This window comes from Limnobaculum allomyrinae, assembly GCF_016649425.1.
In the GTDB taxonomy this organism is placed as follows: Bacteria; Pseudomonadota; Gammaproteobacteria; order Enterobacterales; family Enterobacteriaceae; genus Limnobaculum; species Limnobaculum allomyrinae.
Genome location: NZ_JADRCR010000014.1, coordinates 50,581 through 67,481, shown reverse-complemented (window position 1 = coordinate 67,481; position 16,901 = coordinate 50,581). Strand labels below are relative to the sequence as shown.

The window sequence follows — 16,901 nt, the reverse complement described above, 5'->3', positions numbered from 1 at the left end:
CGCGGTGGTCCCACCTGACCCCATGCCGAACTCAGAAGTGAAACGCCGTAGCGCCGATGGTAGTGTGGGGCTTCCCCATGCGAGAGTAGGGAACTGCCAGGCTTTAAATTTGATGTTAGCAGTATAAGTAGCTAAAACCACGGAACGGTACAAATCTTGTCCCGATGGTTAAATGACAATGTCATTTAAACTGCTAGACTGTAGATATTGTTATCAGGTTTGTATCTGATAAAACCGGTTTTGGCGCTGATATGGCTCAGTTGGTAGAGCGCACCCTTGGTAAGGGTGAGGTCCCCAGTTCGACTCTGGGTATCAGCACCACTTAACTATGTTAGACATAGAAAGAATTTGTCTGGCGGCGATAGCGCGGTGGTCCCACCTGACCCCATGCCGAACTCAGAAGTGAAACGCCGTAGCGCCGATGGTAGTGTGGGGCTTCCCCATGCGAGAGTAGGGAACTGCCAGACTTTAATTAAGAGAAACCTCAGTCGAAAGACTGAGGTTTTTTGCTTTAATGGTGATGCAGTTTGCTACCCGATGGAGAGCAAGACAAACCTGCAAAGCGGGTTTGAGCAATGAGCAGCCTTGACCCGAAGGGGGAATGACGGAGTCGTTCATAAACTGCCAGATTTTAATTAAGAGAAACCTCAGTCGAAAGACTGAGGTTTTTTGCTTTAATAGTGACGGGGTTTGTTACCCGATGGAGAGCAAGACAAACCTGCAAAGCGGGTTTGAGCAATGAGCGGCCTTGACCCGAAGGGGGAATGACGGAGTCGTTCATAAACTGCCAGATTTTAATTAAGAGAAACCTCAGTCGAAAGACTGAGGTTTTTTGCTTTAATAGTGATGGGGTTTGTTACCCGATGGAGAGCAAGACAAACCTGCAAAGCGGGTTTGAGCAACGGGCGTCTTGAGCCGAAGGAGAAATGACGGAATCATGCATAAACTGCCAGGCCTTCATTAAGTGTCGTTACACTATGAATGTTGTAGCTCTTGCCTGCCTCTGGAAAGCCATATTAATTATGCAGTGGTTAAACACAGAATATTGCGTGATCAATTCGACAGCTCTTGAGTATTAGGCTCCTAAAACGCATAGAGAGAAGATATCAGGCGTATTGATATCTGTAGCGAAGATCTAAATAAGAATTGCACTATGACTAATTCAGGAGGAATCTCTATGCTGAATGGTATGTATGGCTTTTCAGCCTTATTGGTGAGGGGGCTATTAGCAAATCGGTATCAATATAGCCTTTATTACGAAGACGTTCGAGAGAAGATGGATAAAACCAGCAATAAAAAAACCCGCTAAAATAGCGGGTTTAGTGTCAATTTAAATCGTACTTAGTCTGCTTTTTTACATTCCAGCAGGCCACGGTAGATCAGGCCACCAACAATACCACCAATGATAGGTACCAGCCAGAAAATCCACAGTTGCTCTAATGCCCAGCCGCCCTGGAAAATTGCAACACCAGTACTACGTGCCGGGTTAACAGAGGTATTAGTCACAGGAATGCTGATTAAGTGAATCAGCGTCAAGGCCAGACCGATCGCGATAGGGGCGAATCCAGCAGGAGCGCGTTTGTCCGTTGCACCATGAATGATGATCAGGAAGAATGCGGTCAATACGAATTCAGCAGCAATAGCAGCCTGCAGAGAGAAATTACCAGGAGAGTGCTCACCATAACCGTTAGAAGCAAAACCGCTGGCACTGGCATCAAAACCTGCTTTACCACTGGCGATCAGATATAACACTGCACCAGCAGCAATACCGCCAATAACTTGTGTAATGATGTATGGAACAACATCTTTAGCAGGAAAACGACCACCTGCAAATAAACCCAGTGTTACTGCCGGGTTGAAATGTCCACCAGAAATGTGACCGACAGCATAAGCCATGGTTAATACGGTAAGACCGAATGCCAGTGCGACACCGGCAAAGCCAATTCCCAAACCAGGGAAAGCAGCAGCTAAAACAGCACTACCACAACCACCAAAGACTAGCCAAAAAGTACCAAAGAACTCAGCTGAGAGTTTTCTTAACATGATGCAATTTTCCTTAAAAAGATAAATAGGCATACTAACGATTAGTACGTCTACCCTATGAATATAGTCCATTACGACTGACGGGCCAGAGTGTATACCGAGCAGTGGTTTTTATTCAAATGTGCGATATTAGTCACACAAGAAGTGTTGCTTCAAATTAGACAGGAATATTTTTATGTAATTAGCTGATATAAAATGATTTTTTGTGTTTTATTGCTGTTTGTTAGGTATGCATTTATTGTTCAAATATATTCTTTTGAATTTATGCGATTGTTTATATCGTATTATTAATTAATTTGGTGTTTATTATTATTCTTAGTTACTATGCGATGCTATTTCGTATGAATATATTTAATACGAAGTAGTTATTACTTATCAATGAGTTGTTTTCAAGGAGTGGAACTTAATGCAGTGTCCAAAATGTCAAACTGATACATTACAATCTGCGGCTCTGGACGAGCTTATTCCGTGTCAAATATGCAAGAGTTGTGAAGGTGTCTGGCTGATGCTGGAGGATTACCTGAATCATAAGAATCAGCTTCAGGTATCTGATGCATCTTCCGAAGGTGTGGTTGTGGAGAGCGGGGAGACGCGTTCCGCACTACTTTGCCCTGTAACCGGGACGTTGATGCTAAAATTCCGCATCTCTAAAGATACCGACCACCGCCTGGATTTAAGCCCAAAAATAAATGGTATTTGGATGGATAAAGGCGAGTGGGAATTGCTAAAGGCCCATGGTCTTGCCGGGAAGCTAAATACAATTTTTACTGATGTCTGGCAACGTCAAATTCGTGAATCAGCAGCTAAAGAGCAATTTGATGAGCTTTATCTGGAGCGATTTGGTGAAAGTGATTACCAAAAGATTAAGTCAATACGTGAGTGGTTACACCAGCATCCGCAAAAAGATCGATTAAAAGCATTTTTACTGGCTGACGATCCCTGGTCAGCTATTAAGTAACATTAAAGGCGCCTTTGGCGCCTTTAACATAACTAACTTTTCGAATTAATGGGATACGCTGCCTGAGGCACCATAACCCGTCTGTGAACGTATAGATTGAGAGTAGAATAGCTCTCTTTCCTGAACTGCATTTGCAGAAGTATCAGTGATAGAGAAGAACCAGGTTCCCATAAAGGCGATTATCATTGAGAATAATGCAGGGTATTCATACGGGTAAATCGCTTTTTCATGCCCCAGTATTTGTACCCAGATAGTCGGCCCGAGGATCATTAGTCCTACAGCACTAAGCAATCCCAACCAACCGCCAATCATGGCTCCTCTGGTGGTTAGCTTTTTCCAATACATTGACAAAATAATGATCGGGAAGTTACAGCTTGCCGCGATAGAGAATGCCAGGCCAACCATGAAAGCGATGTTTTGCTTTTCAAACAGGATACCCAATCCGATAGCGACAAACCCTAACACGACCGTGGTTACTTTCGATACTTTCAACTCATCGCGTTCGGTGGCCTGACCTTGCTTGATAACATTAGCGTAGAGGTCGTGAGAAACTGCTGAAGCACCCGCCAGAGTTAATCCAGCGACCACTGCCAGAATGGTGGCGAATGCAACGGCAGAAATAAATCCAAGGAAGAAACTACCACCAACGGCATCAGCAAGGTGAACTGCGGCCATATTGGTTCCACCGATCAGGGCTCCGGCGGCGTCTTTAAACGCAGGGTTTCCACCGACCAGGAAGATAGCTCCAAAGCCAATAATAAAGGTAAGGATGTAGAAATAACCAATAAAACCGGTGGCATAAAATACGCTTTTACGCGCTTCTTTGGCATCACTTACAGTAAAGAATCGCATAATGATATGTGGTAATCCGGCAGTACCAAACATCAGCGCTAAACCTAATGATAACGCGGAGATGGGATCAGAAACTAATCCGCCTGGACTCATGATAGCGGCACCTTTCGGACTGGTTTTGATGGCCTGAACGAAGAGCTCGTTAAAATTAAAGTTAACAGATTTCATTACCATGATGGCCATAAAGCTGGCACCGGCAAGTAGCAGTACGGCTTTGATGATTTGTACCCATGTAGTAGCTAACATGCCGCCAAACAACACGTACATCACCATTAGAATACCGACTAAGACCACTGCTACATGGTAATTTAGACCAAACAGCAATTGAATTAGCTTGCCGGCGCCTACCATTTGGGCAATCAAATATAGGGCTACGACGACCAGTGAACCACAGGCTGACAGAGTACGGATCTCTTTTTGCCCCAGGCGATATGATGCAACATCGGCAAACGTATATTTGCCCAGATTACGCAGGCGTTCGGCTATCAGGAACAGAATAATCGGCCAGCCAATTAAGAACCCGATAGAGTAAATCAGGCCATCGTAACCGGAGGTATAGACCAGTGCAGAGATACCAAGAAAAGATGCGGCAGACATAAAATCACCGGCAATGGCTAAGCCGTTTTGTAGTCCGGTTATTTTGCCGCCCGCCGTATAGTAGTCGGAGCGGGAACGCGTCCGTTTGGAGGCCCAGTAAGTAATATATAGTGTTAGTCCAACGAACAGGACAAACATGACTATCGCTTCAATATTTAGCGGCTGGCGTTTGACTTCGCCACCAATGGCATCAGCAAAAGCCAGTGGGGAGGCTGCCAGTAGCGCTAAGGCAGAGAAAAGACGAGTTTTCATTGGTGTGCCTCATTCAGAATTTGCGCATTGAGTTCATCAAACTCTCTGTTCGCCCGATAGACATAGATTCCAGTTAGAATAAATGAGGCAAGGATCAGTCCAATGCCAATTGGAATTCCACGGGTAATACTGGTTCCTTCTGTAACAGGTGTCCCCAGCCACTGAGGCTCAAAAGCGATCAGCAGAATAAAGCCGACATATAAGGCCAATGTAATAAACGAGAGCGTCCAGGCAAATATGTCCCGTTTGCGCACCAGATCTTTGAAGCGCGGGTTATTTTCAATCCGTTGATAAATGTGGTCATTCATCAGAGCGTCTCCTGTGAGATAAAGATTGAATATCGCCGCGCAAGGCGGCGTAGGTTATGAGGCTGCTTTCATTAACTCTTTTTCCTGCAGTAGTTTCTCAACTACGCCTGGATCGGCCAGGGTAGAGGTATCTCCCAGATTACTGGTATCGCCATCGGCGATTTTCCGTAGAATGCGCCGCATAATTTTACCCGAACGCGTTTTAGGAAGGGTTTGAGTCCAGTGCAAGATATCAGGCGTGGCTATCGGCCCAATCTCTTTACGTACCCATTTAATAACATCGTCATAAAGCTCATCGCTGGGCTCCTCGCCATAATTCAGTGTGATATAGGCATAAATAGCCTGTCCTTTGATATAGTGAGGAATGCCGACAACGGCAGCCTCAGCGATTTTAGGGTGAGCAACCAGCGCCGATTCAATTTCTGCCGTTCCCAGACGATGTCCTGATACATTGAGAACATCATCCACTCGGCCGGTTATCCAGTAATACCCATCTTCATCGCGACGAGCTCCATCACCACTGAAGTAGAAGCCTTTAAATGAAGCGAAGTAAGTCTGTTCAAATCGGGCATGGTCGCCATAAAGTGTTCGTGCCTGACCTGGCCATGAATCGGTTATAACCAGATTACCTTCACAGGCATCGCTTAACAGGTTTCCGTCATTGTCGACTAATGCCGGTTGGACACCAAAGAAGGGTAAGGTTGCTGAACCTGCTTTTAACTCTGTAGCGCCAGGAAGAGGCGTTAGCATGAAACCACCTGTCTCTGTTTGCCACCAGGTATCAACAATCGGACATTTTCCATTACCAATCGTGTAGTAATACCACTCCCAGGCTTCCGGGTTGATTGGCTCACCAACACTGCCCATGATTCTTAGTGAGCTGCGTGTAGTATCTGTAATGGCAAGATTACCTTGCGCCATTAGAGATCGAATGGCGGTAGGGGCGGTATACAGAATATTGACCTGATATTTATCTATCAGTTGAGACATGCGATTAGGGCCGGGATAGGTTAATAATCCCTCAAAGAATAGGGTAGTGGCCCCATTGCACAATGGCCCATACAGTGCATAACTATGGCCTGTAACCCAGCCCATATCGGCGGTACACCAATATATTTCACCATCGTGATAATCAAATACATATTTGAACGTCAGTGCGGCATAAACCAGATAGCCGCCCGTGGTATGCAATACGCCTTTTGGCTTACCGGTTGATCCGGAAGTGTAAAGAATAAACAGCGGGCTTTCAGCCGGAAGTTCTACCGGAGCACATTCATCACCTGCGGCATCAACCAGTTCATGCCACCACAGGTCATGATTAGGTTTCCAGTTAATAGTATTACCGGTTCGTCTGAAGACGATGGTGTGTTCAACGCTATTCACATTAGGGTTTGCTAATGCATCGTCGATATTTTTCTTCAGCGGAATGGTTTTACCTGCACGTAATCCTTCATCAGCAGTAATCACCAGACGAGAACTGGAATCAATAATACGCCCGGCAATAGCTTCCGGAGAAAAACCAGCAAAGATAACGGAATGAATCAGACCCAAACGAGCACAGGCTAACATCGCAATAGCGGTTTCCGGTACCATAGGCATGTAAATCGCTACGACATCGCCTTGTTTCATTCCCAGTGATTTAAGAACATTGGCGAATTTACACACCCTTTGATAGAGCTGGCGATAAGTAATTTTTTGCGTTTCACTACCATCATCGCTCTCCCAGATAATTGCCGTCTGGTCACCGCGCGTTTCCAGATGACGATCCAGGCAGTTAGCTGACAGATTCAGTGTTCCGTCTTCAAACCAACGAATATCGATATTGCCAGGAGAAAATGATGTATTTTTAACCCTGGAATAAGGTTTCACCCAATCAATAATTTTCCCCTGCGTACCCCAAAACTTGTCAGGATCTTCTACTGACTGCTGATACATAGCCTGATATTGCTGTTTATTGATCAGCGCGTTTTCTGCTATAGCAGCAGGAACGGGATGTTTATGAACAGTGCTCATTATTGTCCCCTTTATTTTTGTTAACATTATGTAATTTAGTTGTTACCCAAACATTGCGCACATTTTATGTTTGTTTTTTGCGCGGAAGATCACGCTTCATTACAGTGAATAATGAGGGGGAGGTATAAAATCGCTTTAAAAGACAAATGAATAGGCTGTTATGAATCTAATTACGATTATTTATTCTGATGGCTTAAATTTGACCGCCATTTAGATGCGCTAAAAAAGGAAACCGTGAGAGAGTAAAAAATCAGCCGAAACGGTTTTAGCATAAAAGGTGGCTGAATATAAAGTAGCCTGTTGACATATCAATTTAATAAAAGTCACGCTTTATTCCCCACTTTTATCTTCATTTTGGCCATTAGCTGTAGAAATTAGAACTAATATACCAATACTGTTACTTATCCGATTTTTGTCACTTTCATATCTTCATACTTATAATGAGTTATTATTCCTTTCTGTTATCTTTAATAAGTTATTTATATCAAATGATTAGATGTTAATTTTTTTAAGAGAGAGTAAATTAAATTTGCCCAATAAAATCAGAAAATGAGGGTAAATCACACTCTCTTTTTTCGCAATTCACCATGCCAACTTGTAGGGTTTCGGCCAGTGAATTCGTCTGAATTTCAGTATTTATGTAAAGAAAAATGTAATTTTCCTGCATAAGATGCTAAAAAGAGCGCCTGTATTTTTTCTATGGTGTTTTTTGTCCATAAAACGAAGGGAGTATTGATCATTCAGGCGGGGTGTTATCTGTTTGAAGACCCGCATAAAAATAATGAAAAGCCTTATTTAAGGCGAGCCTGTAAGCAGGCATTTAACGAGATTGAAGGATTTTTGATATATGAAAGGTTTTAAAATTACTTTAGCCTGGCAGATTTTAATTGCTCTGGTACTTGGGATCATCGTTGGTTCTGTGATGCATGGGAGTGAATCAACCGATTGGTTAGTTGTTAACTTCTTCAAGCCTGCCGGCGACATTTTTATCCGTCTGATTAAGATGATTGTGGTACCTATTGTGGTATCAACATTGGTGGTCGGTATTGCCGGTGTCGGCGATGCTAAAAAATTGGGCCGCATCGGACTGAAAACCATTATTTATTTTGAGATTATCACTACTGTAGCCATTGTGATTGGTTTGGTGGCGGCTAATGTTTTTCAACCCGGTCACGGTATCGATATGTCCCAACTTAATGCGGTGGATATATCTCAATATAAGGCAACAACGGCGGAAGTGCAGAGTGGGGCTCATAGCTTAGTCATCACCATTATGTCGTTAATCCCAACCAACATCTTTAAAGCATTAGCATCGGGCGAGATGTTACCGATCATTTTCTTCTCCGTGTTATTCGGATTAGGGCTATCGTCACTGCCTAAAGAGACTCGGGCACCTCTATTGAATGTATTCAGATCGATGTCTGAAACCATGTTCAGAGTGACCCATATGATTATGCGTTATGCGCCTGTTGGTGTGTTCGCATTGATCTCAGTGACTGTTGCAACCTTTGGTTTTTCTTCACTAATTCCATTAGTGAAGCTTGTTGCGCTGGTTTATGGCGCGATTATTTTCTTTGCATTAGTCGTTCTGGGTACCGTTGCGCGGATATGCGGTTTACGTATCTGGACTTTAATTCGTATTCTGAAAGATGAGCTAATTTTGGCCTATTCGACTGCCAGCTCAGAAACCGTATTACCGAGAATTATCGAAAAGATGGAAGCCTATGGGGCACCTAAAGCCATTACTGGCTTTGTTGTTCCTACTGGTTACTCTTTTAATCTGGATGGTTCGACGCTTTATCAAAGTATTGCTGCTATCTTTATTGCCCAATTGTATGGCATTGAGCTGTCGCTGATGCAGGAAATCACCCTGGTATTAACGCTGATGGTGACTTCTAAAGGGATCGCCGGTGTGCCGGGTGTATCCTTTGTTGTGCTATTGGCTACATTAGGTAGTGTAGGTATTCCTCTTGATGGCCTGATGTTTATTGCCGGCGTCGACCGTATTATGGATATGGCTCGTACGGCGCTGAACGTTGTGGGGAACGCACTGGCGGTACTGGTTATTGCCAAGTGGGAAAGACAGTTCGATAAAGATAAAGCTCGTGCTTATGAAGAAGAGATTTTTGGTAAAACAAAAATAGCTTGATAACGCTTTTTTATCATCAGAGAAACAGCCACCTTAGGGTGGCTGTTTTTTTATTCTTTTTTGATGAAAATGAATATATAAAAATGGACAGGTGTTCAATTTGAACATATGATCAAATGTCTTATTTGACAGAACCAGAGGATTGACTGTGTCCTATATGGCAAAAGATGAGCGTAGAAACGCGATTCTGGATGCGGCGATTAAAGTCGCATTGAAAGATGGGTTTATGAATGTGACTACCCGAAAGGTTAGTGCCGAGTTGGGCGCTGCGACAGGTATTATTCATCATCATTTTTCATCAACTTCTGAGCTTCGTCGGGAGGTGTTTCGCCAGTTTACATTGCAGGATCATCAAGCTATCTGCGATCAGATTGTCGAATTTGCTCCTCCGGAGCAGCTGTTTCAACTGTTGGATTATTCAACATCATCACCCAACGATCCGGTGAATAAGCTCTGGAACGATGCATGGGCCGAGGCCGTACGTGATAAAGCGCTGGGAGAGATATATAGCGATTCAATGTTGATGCTACATCACGAAGTAGTGCGCATTATTGAGTCGGGATGCCAGGGTGGTTTTTTTCATCACGACATAGGGCAGGAGAGTATTGAAGTAAAAGCATGGCGATTGATGTCCATTAGCTTCGGCACTATTACTATTTCATATATTAATCCCTCAATTATGCAGCCAGTGTCATCTGCTGAGTTACTAAGAAATAGTATTCGGCATGAGTTAGGTTATCAGCCTGACTAACCATCTTCTGGCGTAGCTTGTTGTTTCGCGACAATGATATTGCCGTCATGTTTTTTGAACGTTGATTATTGATTAAGGCTATTCAGGTATTTTTATGCAAAACCAGCGTATTGGAGCGCTTTTTGCTCGCTATGCAATTCCGGCGCTAATCGCCATGTTAGTGAGTGGCACCTATCAAATTATTGATGGTATCTTCGTTGGGAGATACATCGGTAGTGATGGGTTGGCTGCGATTAATCTGGCCTGGCCGCTGATTGGTGTCATGTTGGCCGTAGGGTTAATGGTGGGTATTGGTATTGGAAGTCATGTATCTCTGTCTCGCGGAGCTGGAGACCGTGAAATTGCTTCATCGTATATTGGTCAGTTACCTTTACTGATGATAATTCCCGGTGTTTTGTTGAGTATTATTCTGTTTTTGTTTGGGCATAAGATTTTGGCTTTCCAGGGAGCTACTGGCAAAGTGCTGGAGTATGGCAATGACTTTCTGATTGTCGTGGCCTGTGCTACCCCTCTGGTATTGGGTAGTATTGCTGCACCTTATCTGATGCGTAATCTGAATGCACCTCGTCTCGCCACAACCTTTATGGTGGTGGGCGCACTAATTAATATCCTGTTGGACTATATATTCATTGTCTTGTTGGAGATGGAGTTGGTGGGCGCTGCTCTGGCAACGGTCATTGCAGAAACTACTGCAATGGTATTGGCGCTGATTTATATTTTTAGTCGACGTAGTCCAGTGAGAGTACAGAGACGTCATTTTAAACCCCGCATAGACCTCAGTTGGAAGATTAGTAAAAATGGCTCATCAAGCCTGTTTATGTATCTCTATTTAGGGGCAACGATTGTCGCCTATAACTTTATGTTTATGAGATATGGGGGCGCTATTGAAGTAGCCGCTTATGCAGTGACTGGCTATTTGCTGACATTTTACTACCTGTTGTCTGAAGGGCTGGCCCATGGTATGCAGCCAATTGTCAGCCGTTTTTATGGTGAAAAGCAGATTGATTCGGCGAAGCAGGTGTTAACGTTGGCAATGAGGTTTAGTGTTGGGGGTGGGGTCTTTTTCACGATAGCTTTGCTGCTATTCCCCGCTTTATTTGCTGGTTTTTTTGCCGGTGATAATCAAGGTTTGCAGCAGGCCATTATTCATGCGATCCGTATCTCCTTATTTGTACTGTTTATTCAGGGTTTCTTTGTGGTTACGGAGGCATTTTTTCAGGCGATTGGAGAGGGTCATAAAGCATTGATAATTACGATTTGTAATATCCTGATTCAACTGCCGTTTTTATTTATTCTACCGCGTTATCTTGGAACTGATGGTATCTGGTTAGCTATGCCGCTTTCAGCCATATTCTTGATGGTACCGGTGCTGTTTTTGCTGATAAAACAGGTTAAACAGATGGATCGAGCCATTATTGGGTAAGCCTTTTCCTGACCGTTCTGTATTCAGGTACGGTCAGGAGTGATATTCAATACAGAATGTGCCTTTGCCTAATTGTTTAGCCTGATACATTGCTTTATCAGCTAACGATAGTAAGGTTTCAGGCTTGAGGAGATCGTCATTTAACGCAATAGCAATACCGATACTGGCACTAAGCCTGACAGGGGTCTGGTCGATATGGGTAACTTCAGATAGCCCTTGTAATAATCGCTGACTAATCGCCGACACGATGTGCTGAGGATTATCAGAATGGCTGAACAGAATGGTAAACTCATCTCCGGCGAGGCGTGCGGCCATGTCGTTTTGCCGTACCGATTTACAGATAATTTCGGCGACGGTTTGTAAAACCTTATCACCAAACTCATGGCCATAGCTGTCGTTGATCTCCTTAAAACCATCCAAATCCAGAAAGAACAGTGCCAGCCATGTATGTTGCTCAGGATCGAGCAACATATTATTTAAAGTATCAATAAACGACCTGCGGTTTGGCAAATTGGTCAGCATATCGTGGGATGCTTCAAAGATCAGAGTTTGTTGTAGCTGTTTTAGCTCAGTAATATCAAGGGAAAGAATATAGAACTCGCCCTGTTCACGATCTCTGTTGGGGATTAGCGTAGTTTGAACGTATTTAATGCCCTCTTTGGTAGGCAATGTATTTTCAAACGAAACTTTTTGTCCAGCAATGACCTTTTCAATGTAACGTTGAGCGGCCCGGAAACTGGTTTTACCAATAACGTCAGGCATATACATGCCGACAATATTTTTGGTCTGCAAGCCGAACCAGTCTTCGTAAGTTTTATTATTAAACGTATAGTGAAGTTGGTGATTAACGCAGCTGATTAAAGCAGGAACGTTATCCGTAATTTCTTTCAAACGCTCTTTTTCAATATTGAGTAAATTCTGGGTCTCAATTCGCTGTTCCACTTCTTCATTGACCAGATGCAACATTCTTTCCAGTTGCTCAGTACGATCTTTGACTCTGGTTTCCAATTCATCAGTCAGGTTTTTGAGTTCATTCTCAATGGACACCTTGTCGTTAATATCCACGATGATGGAAATAAAGTGATGAGGCATTCCCTGACTGTTTTTCATCATTGAAACCGTTAACAACACCCAGAAGATATGATTTTGTTTAGTAATATAACGTTTTTCGATGGTGTAAGTTTCTATCTTTCCATCTAACACATCTTGTAATAAATCGAGGTCGGTATTCAGGTCGTCAGGATAAGTTATCTCCTGAAAGGTCTTATTTAATAATTCAGGTTCCGGGTAACCTAGCAGTTCACAAAGTTTTGGATTTACCCGTAACCATTGTCCGGTTAAGGAGACATTCGCCATACCAACCGCAGCCTGATTGAACGTTTGAGCAAACATCGATTCAGTATTGCTCAGGCTATCTTCAACTTTGCGGGTATAGGTAGTTTCTTCCAGACTGTGGAAGTATTGTTCAACAATTTTGGCAAAGTCGCTCAGTTTCTGCTCATCATCGTGACTGAATTTATGCTTTTTAGAGTCAATGATACACAGAGTACCCAGCGCGATTCCCTGACGAGAGTGAATTTGGCAGCCGGCATAAAATACCAAATGAGGAGCTTCAACCACGGGGGGAATATGACAAAAGCGCGGGTCTTTACGCAAATCAGGAACGACAAATACCGAACGTTGCATAATAGCGTGGCTACATACTGAAATATCCCGTGGCGTTTCAGTCAGCGAAAGACCGAAGCATGATTTGAACCACTGTCTGTCACTATCAATCAGCGTGACCAGTGCGATAGGCACATTAAAAAAGTCTGCCACTAAACGTGTCACACGGTCTAACTGCTCTGAAGGCGGAGTATCCAGTATCTGAAGTGACTTTAATATTTCAATCCGTTGTTTTTCAGTATTGGGTAGCCGTACAGGAATCATTAGCGCGTTCTCATTGTTATATATACCTTTTAAAGTATAGACAATATTTGTGCTTTACAGGCAAGCGATTGAAATGATTCCTGTATTAATTCTCAGGAAAGTATGACCTGTTTCAGCAACATAAATATCAGCAGGCTGAGAATCACTGAAACCAGCGTATTACGAATAAACAGCGCCAGTAAAACAGAGATAACAGCACCAATAAAGTAAGGATTAAGAGGAAGTTCCCGAAATCCATGGTCGTCCAAAAAAATGATAGGGCCGCAAATAGCGGTTAAAATTGCCGGTATTGAAAACCCCAACAGCTTCTTGATAGTCGGACTTAGTTTGATCGGCAAACTGGGTTCTAAAAACAAGTAACGGTTTACAAACACCACCAGGGCGGTAGTAAAAATAACCAACCAGATCATTCTTTATCTCCCATAACCAGCGAAGTGATTAATCCGGCAAACATAGCGGTTACTCCAGAAATGATTAACGAACTGGGAACATGAAAATAACCCAGAACAATGGACAATATTAGTGCGGTAAATACACAAACGATGGTTGGGATGTTTTTAATCAACGGGACGACAATCACAATGAAGGTTGCCGCAATGGAAAAGTCTAATCCATAACTGCCCAGATTTTCTATCTGAGTCGCGGCTAATACGCCAGCCAATGTTGATAGTAGCCAAAATATATAGAAAAACAGTCCAACCCCAAGGGCATACCAGCGGTCAAATTCTGCTGCACTGTGCTTTCCAATCAAAGCAAACAGCTCATCGGTTAACAGAAAACCTAAAACCAGACGCCATCTTAACGGTAGAGGGGCAATACGGTCTCGTAGAGTCAGGCTGTAAAGCAGGTGCTGTGAAGAAATAAAGAAGGCCGAGATCATAATTGCCATAACTCCGGCACCGGCTTTTATCATTCCCATTGCCGCTAGTTGGGTGGCGCCAGCAAAGATAATGGCAGACATGCCAACACCTTCTGCGGGAGTCATGCCGCTCTCAATCGCCATTGAACCCGCCAAAATTCCCCAGGGTAATACCGCCAGACTTAACGGTAATATTGCAATACAACCTCTCAGAAAGCTGCTCCACCCTGTTGGATGCTTATTTTCTGATATTAATTCACTCATGATGATGCTGTTTATCCGTAAATATCACTTATTTCTTGTGTTGTTTTTATACCACAAACTGAAGATGACAATGATTCTATAAACTATTTTGGTTGCAGATTTTTGGTTACTGGCTCTTATTGTTGATTATTAGTCAATTATCTTATGAATTTATTGCGATTTTATTAATGAATAAAACAGGTACACTATCGCTATCAAAGTAGGGTACCCATCAGGCTATTTCCGGTTGGTGCAACATCACATTAATTAAGCGAAACGAAATTATGAGTAAAATTCTGATTATCAATGCAATGAAAAAATTCGCACACTCTAATGGTGAGCTGAATTTAACGCTGCATCATGCTGCTGCTGATTTTTTACGTCAGACTGGACATGAAGTGAAAGAAACCATTATCGATCACGGCTATGTTGTGGAAGATGAGATCGAGAAATACCTTTGGGCCGATACGGTGATTTACCAACAGCCAGGTTGGTGGATGGGTACACCATGGATTCTTAAAAAATATATTGATGAAGTGTTTACTGAAGGTCATGGTCGTTTATATGCCAGCGATGGGCGTTCTCGTTCAGACGCTTCGAAAAAGTATGGTTCAGGTGGTTTGATTCAGGGGAAAACCTATATGCTGTCAGTCACCTGGAATGCGCCACAGGAAGCGTTTGACGATCCGTCGCAATTTTTTGAAGGTGCCGGGGTTGATGGTGTCTATCTGCCGTTCCACAAAGCAAATCAGTTTTTAGGTATGAAACCACTACCTACATTCTTATGTGTCGATGTGATGAAACAGCCTGACGTAGAGAATAACCTTAAGCGTTTACGTGAACATCTGACCACAGTTTTTGGCTGATGTTGTATCGTGGTCTAAAAAACGGTCATCAATAGTGACCGTTTTTTTATATCAGGGGTAATATAACGATACGGTAGCACAAAGGAGCAGTGATGATGGTTCAGCAGGTCAAATCAGTGAAACAGGAATATTGGCGGTATGATGCATTACCCCATATCGAGCTGCGTTCGACTCATCAGAGCCATATTGGTTATAAAGCTCACTTACATCAAGCACTCTCTGTGGGTGCAATAGAACAGGGGAAGACTTGTGTTAATTACGCAGGGCGTGAATATATGGCCAGCGCTGGTGAGCTGGTACTGATTGAACCTGAGGCTGTACACAGCTGTAATCCGATAAACGGAGGAAGCCGCAGTTATCATATGCTTTATCTGGATACTGCATGGTGCCTGAAACGCCTCTCTTCTCTGTTATCACTTCCTGTAGAGCGCATTTACTGTAACAGCTTCGCCATTCGTGAACCGACGCTATTTGCACAATATTTGACGCTGGTTCATCAATTACAACAAGGGAATGTTGAGCAAATACCCGAGCTTCTCGATCGTTTTACGTTCACATTATTTAGCCGTTATTGTTCATCGGGTGCTTCCGGTGAGCCAGAACGTGAAGTGACGCTCTATATGCGTCAGAGATTGCTGGAAAATCTACTTGCTCCTCCCTCGTTATCTCAACTGGCTGAAGAACTCAGCCTACGGCCAGAAACATTAATTCGTATTTTCTTTCATGATGTTGGCATTACGCCAAAAGCTTTTGTGAATAATTTACGTATTGAATATGCCAAACAATTACTGCGGCAAGGGGAAGATATTGTTGATGTTGCGCAATCAACCGGATTCAGCGATCAGAGTCATTTCCATAAGCTTTTTGTCTCTAATACGGCAGCAACGCCAGGTCAGTATCAGCTGAGCCGATCAATTTCTGACAATCATTAGTGGGTTGCTATCGTTAGAGTCTTCCGTATCTATTTTTTCCGGAAGATAAAGCATGACAACGATGGCATATTGGCTACCAGAGGCGTTTCCATTATTGGTTTTGGCACACGGTGTTGCCCTGTTAAGCCCGGGGCCTGATTTTTTTCTTTTGACTGGTTATGCAGTGCGTTATCGATTGAAAGGAAGTGCGCTGATCTGTGTTGGTATTGCGCTAGGGAATGCGATTTACATTGCTGTAGCTATCGTGGGATGGAGCGGATTACGTCACTATACCTGGCTGTTTAGTACCATTGAAATAGTTGGTGCGTTCTACCTTATTTATCTGGGCATCATGTTATGGCGCAGTAAGCCAAGGGTATTGGCGATTGGTATTGAAGGTGCGGATTTGATATCGCCAGTTAAGCAACTGGCATTAGGATTAGCTTCTGCATTATTGAATCCTAAAAATGCCTTGTTTTATATGAGCCTGATGACGGTTATTCTCGGTAGTCAGGTGACGCTGGTTCAACAGATTAGTAGCGGTATCTGGATGTTTTTCGCCGTATTAGTCTGGGATTTATTGGTGGCCGTCGTAATTAGCTTGCCGCTGTTGCAGCAGCGGCTAAGTAACAGTATTCACTGGATTGAACGCACGGCGGGCGGTGTATTATTGATGATGGGTATTTGGTTGATAACGCAGGTTGCGATAGGCCGATAGCTTTTATTACGCCTGCATGAAGAAGCCGC

General features: G+C 43.3%; 15 protein-coding genes, 1 tRNA gene and 2 rRNA genes. 11 read left to right on the top strand and 7 right to left on the bottom strand.

The window, feature by feature from the left end:
• From rrf (I2494_RS18925) to I2494_RS18910, 4 genes are all read left to right on the top strand, one after another.
• Positions 1 to 102 (top strand): 5S ribosomal RNA (rrf, locus tag I2494_RS18925); the annotation flags it as partial.
• A gap of 143 nt (positions 103 to 245) precedes the next feature.
• Positions 246 to 321: transfer RNA gene (locus I2494_RS18920), tRNA-Thr, on the top strand.
• A gap of 30 nt (positions 322 to 351) precedes the next feature.
• Positions 352 to 467 (top strand): 5S ribosomal RNA (gene rrf, locus I2494_RS18915).
• Between the two features lie 686 nt (positions 468 to 1,153).
• Positions 1,154 to 1,309 carry a hypothetical protein gene (locus tag I2494_RS18910; protein ID WP_218468487.1) on the top strand — a complete coding sequence of 52 codons (156 nt, stop codon included), beginning with the start codon at positions 1,154 to 1,156 and terminating at the stop codon, positions 1,307 to 1,309.
• A 32-nt stretch (positions 1,310 to 1,341) separates the two neighbouring features.
• On the opposite strand, the gene aqpZ is transcribed toward I2494_RS18910, so the two are convergent.
• Complete coding sequence (gene aqpZ, locus I2494_RS18905) at positions 1,342 to 2,043, bottom strand: aquaporin Z (protein ID WP_218468488.1); 702 nt, start codon at positions 2,041 to 2,043, stop codon at positions 1,342 to 1,344.
• 406 nt (positions 2,044 to 2,449) lie between these two features.
• Here aqpZ and I2494_RS18900 point away from each other — a divergent pair, with 406 nt between their 5' ends.
• Positions 2,450 to 3,001, top strand: a complete 552-nt coding sequence (locus tag I2494_RS18900) for a zf-TFIIB domain-containing protein (RefSeq protein WP_218468489.1) — start codon at positions 2,450 to 2,452, stop codon at positions 2,999 to 3,001.
• 45 nt (positions 3,002 to 3,046) lie between these two features.
• Here the strand turns inward: I2494_RS18900 and I2494_RS18895 are convergent, their stop codons facing one another.
• The 3 genes from I2494_RS18895 to acs are packed head-to-tail and all read right to left on the bottom strand — an operon-like array spanning position 3,047 to position 7,023.
• Positions 3,047 to 4,702, bottom strand: coding sequence for a cation acetate symporter (locus I2494_RS18895; RefSeq protein WP_218468490.1), 1,656 nt, complete (start codon positions 4,700 to 4,702; stop codon positions 3,047 to 3,049).
• Positions 4,699 to 5,010: a DUF485 domain-containing protein gene (locus tag I2494_RS18890; RefSeq protein WP_130590143.1), complete on the bottom strand. Its 312-nt coding sequence runs from the start codon at positions 5,008 to 5,010 to the stop codon at positions 4,699 to 4,701. The genes I2494_RS18895 and I2494_RS18890 overlap by 4 nt, the downstream gene beginning before the upstream one ends.
• 54 nt (positions 5,011 to 5,064) lie before the next feature.
• Complete coding sequence (acs, locus tag I2494_RS18885; RefSeq protein WP_218468491.1) at positions 5,065 to 7,023, bottom strand: acetate--CoA ligase; 1,959 nt, start codon at positions 7,021 to 7,023, stop codon at positions 5,065 to 5,067.
• A gap of 847 nt (positions 7,024 to 7,870) precedes the next feature.
• On the opposite strand from acs, the gene gltP reads away from it, so the two are divergent.
• The 3 genes from gltP (at position 7,871) to I2494_RS18870 (ending at position 11,346) form a co-directional block, all read left to right on the top strand.
• Positions 7,871 to 9,172 (top strand): glutamate/aspartate:proton symporter GltP, encoded by a 1,302-nt coding sequence (gene gltP / locus I2494_RS18880; protein WP_218468492.1) that lies wholly within the window; start codon positions 7,871 to 7,873, stop codon positions 9,170 to 9,172.
• A gap of 157 nt (positions 9,173 to 9,329) precedes the next feature.
• Complete coding sequence (locus tag I2494_RS18875; RefSeq protein ID WP_228351025.1) at positions 9,330 to 9,923, top strand: TetR family transcriptional regulator; 594 nt, start codon at positions 9,330 to 9,332, stop codon at positions 9,921 to 9,923.
• Between the two features lie 94 nt (positions 9,924 to 10,017).
• The gene (locus tag I2494_RS18870) at positions 10,018 to 11,346 is read left to right on the top strand and encodes an MATE family efflux transporter (RefSeq protein WP_218468494.1); all 1,329 of its coding nucleotides are present in this window, start codon (positions 10,018 to 10,020) and stop codon (positions 11,344 to 11,346) included.
• A 33-nt stretch (positions 11,347 to 11,379) separates the two neighbouring features.
• Here I2494_RS18870 and I2494_RS18865 read toward each other — a convergent pair whose 3' ends face one another.
• From I2494_RS18865 to I2494_RS18855, 3 genes are all read right to left on the bottom strand, one after another.
• Positions 11,380 to 13,275: a diguanylate cyclase domain-containing protein gene (locus I2494_RS18865; RefSeq protein WP_218468495.1), complete on the bottom strand. Its 1,896-nt coding sequence runs from the start codon at positions 13,273 to 13,275 to the stop codon at positions 11,380 to 11,382.
• Between the two features lie 92 nt (positions 13,276 to 13,367).
• Positions 13,368 to 13,685: an AzlD domain-containing protein gene (locus I2494_RS18860; RefSeq protein ID WP_218468496.1), complete on the bottom strand. Its 318-nt coding sequence runs from the start codon at positions 13,683 to 13,685 to the stop codon at positions 13,368 to 13,370.
• The gene (locus I2494_RS18855; RefSeq protein ID WP_218468497.1) at positions 13,682 to 14,398 is read right to left on the bottom strand and encodes an AzlC family ABC transporter permease; all 717 of its coding nucleotides are present in this window, start codon (positions 14,396 to 14,398) and stop codon (positions 13,682 to 13,684) included. Before I2494_RS18855 ends, I2494_RS18860 begins: the two co-directional genes overlap by 4 nt.
• A 263-nt stretch (positions 14,399 to 14,661) precedes the next feature.
• Between I2494_RS18855 and I2494_RS18850 the strand changes: the two genes are divergently transcribed.
• The 3 genes from I2494_RS18850 to I2494_RS18840 all read left to right on the top strand — a co-directional run bounded on the left by I2494_RS18850 (position 14,662) and on the right by I2494_RS18840 (position 16,872).
• The gene (locus I2494_RS18850; RefSeq protein WP_218468498.1) at positions 14,662 to 15,243 is read left to right on the top strand and encodes an NAD(P)H-dependent oxidoreductase; all 582 of its coding nucleotides are present in this window, start codon (positions 14,662 to 14,664) and stop codon (positions 15,241 to 15,243) included.
• A gap of 92 nt (positions 15,244 to 15,335) precedes the next feature.
• Positions 15,336 to 16,175, top strand: coding sequence for an AraC family transcriptional regulator (locus I2494_RS18845; protein WP_228351024.1), 840 nt, complete (start codon positions 15,336 to 15,338; stop codon positions 16,173 to 16,175).
• 52 nt (positions 16,176 to 16,227) lie between these two features.
• The gene (locus I2494_RS18840; RefSeq protein WP_218468499.1) at positions 16,228 to 16,872 is read left to right on the top strand and encodes a LysE family translocator; all 645 of its coding nucleotides are present in this window, start codon (positions 16,228 to 16,230) and stop codon (positions 16,870 to 16,872) included.
• The last annotated feature ends 29 nt before the right edge of the window (positions 16,873 to 16,901 follow it).

Bases quoted from the DNA above. Each gene is read 5' to 3' on its own strand.
- I2494_RS18910 (WP_218468487.1), top strand. From the start codon at position 1,154: ATGACTAATTCAGGAGGAATCTCTATGCTGAATGGTATGTATGGCTTT.
- aqpZ (WP_218468488.1), bottom strand. From the start codon at position 2,043: ATGTTAAGAAAACTCTCAGCTGAGTTCTTTGGTACTTTTTGGCTAGTC.
- I2494_RS18900 (WP_218468489.1), top strand. From the start codon at position 2,450: ATGCAGTGTCCAAAATGTCAAACTGATACATTACAATCTGCGGCTCTG.
- I2494_RS18895 (WP_218468490.1), bottom strand. From the start codon at position 4,702: ATGAAAACTCGTCTTTTCTCTGCCTTAGCGCTACTGGCAGCCTCCCCA.
- I2494_RS18890 (WP_130590143.1), bottom strand. From the start codon at position 5,010: ATGAATGACCACATTTATCAACGGATTGAAAATAACCCGCGCTTCAAA.
- acs (WP_218468491.1), bottom strand. From the start codon at position 7,023: ATGAGCACTGTTCATAAACATCCCGTTCCTGCTGCTATAGCAGAAAAC.
- gltP (WP_218468492.1), top strand. From the start codon at position 7,871: ATGAAAGGTTTTAAAATTACTTTAGCCTGGCAGATTTTAATTGCTCTG.
- I2494_RS18875 (WP_228351025.1), top strand. From the start codon at position 9,330: ATGGCAAAAGATGAGCGTAGAAACGCGATTCTGGATGCGGCGATTAAA.
- I2494_RS18870 (WP_218468494.1), top strand. From the start codon at position 10,018: ATGCAAAACCAGCGTATTGGAGCGCTTTTTGCTCGCTATGCAATTCCG.
- I2494_RS18865 (WP_218468495.1), bottom strand. From the start codon at position 13,275: ATGATTCCTGTACGGCTACCCAATACTGAAAAACAACGGATTGAAATA.
- I2494_RS18860 (WP_218468496.1), bottom strand. From the start codon at position 13,685: ATGATCTGGTTGGTTATTTTTACTACCGCCCTGGTGGTGTTTGTAAAC.
- I2494_RS18855 (WP_218468497.1), bottom strand. From the start codon at position 14,398: ATGAGTGAATTAATATCAGAAAATAAGCATCCAACAGGGTGGAGCAGC.
- I2494_RS18850 (WP_218468498.1), top strand. From the start codon at position 14,662: ATGAGTAAAATTCTGATTATCAATGCAATGAAAAAATTCGCACACTCT.
- I2494_RS18845 (WP_228351024.1), top strand. From the start codon at position 15,336: ATGATGGTTCAGCAGGTCAAATCAGTGAAACAGGAATATTGGCGGTAT.
- I2494_RS18840 (WP_218468499.1), top strand. From the start codon at position 16,228: ATGACAACGATGGCATATTGGCTACCAGAGGCGTTTCCATTATTGGTT.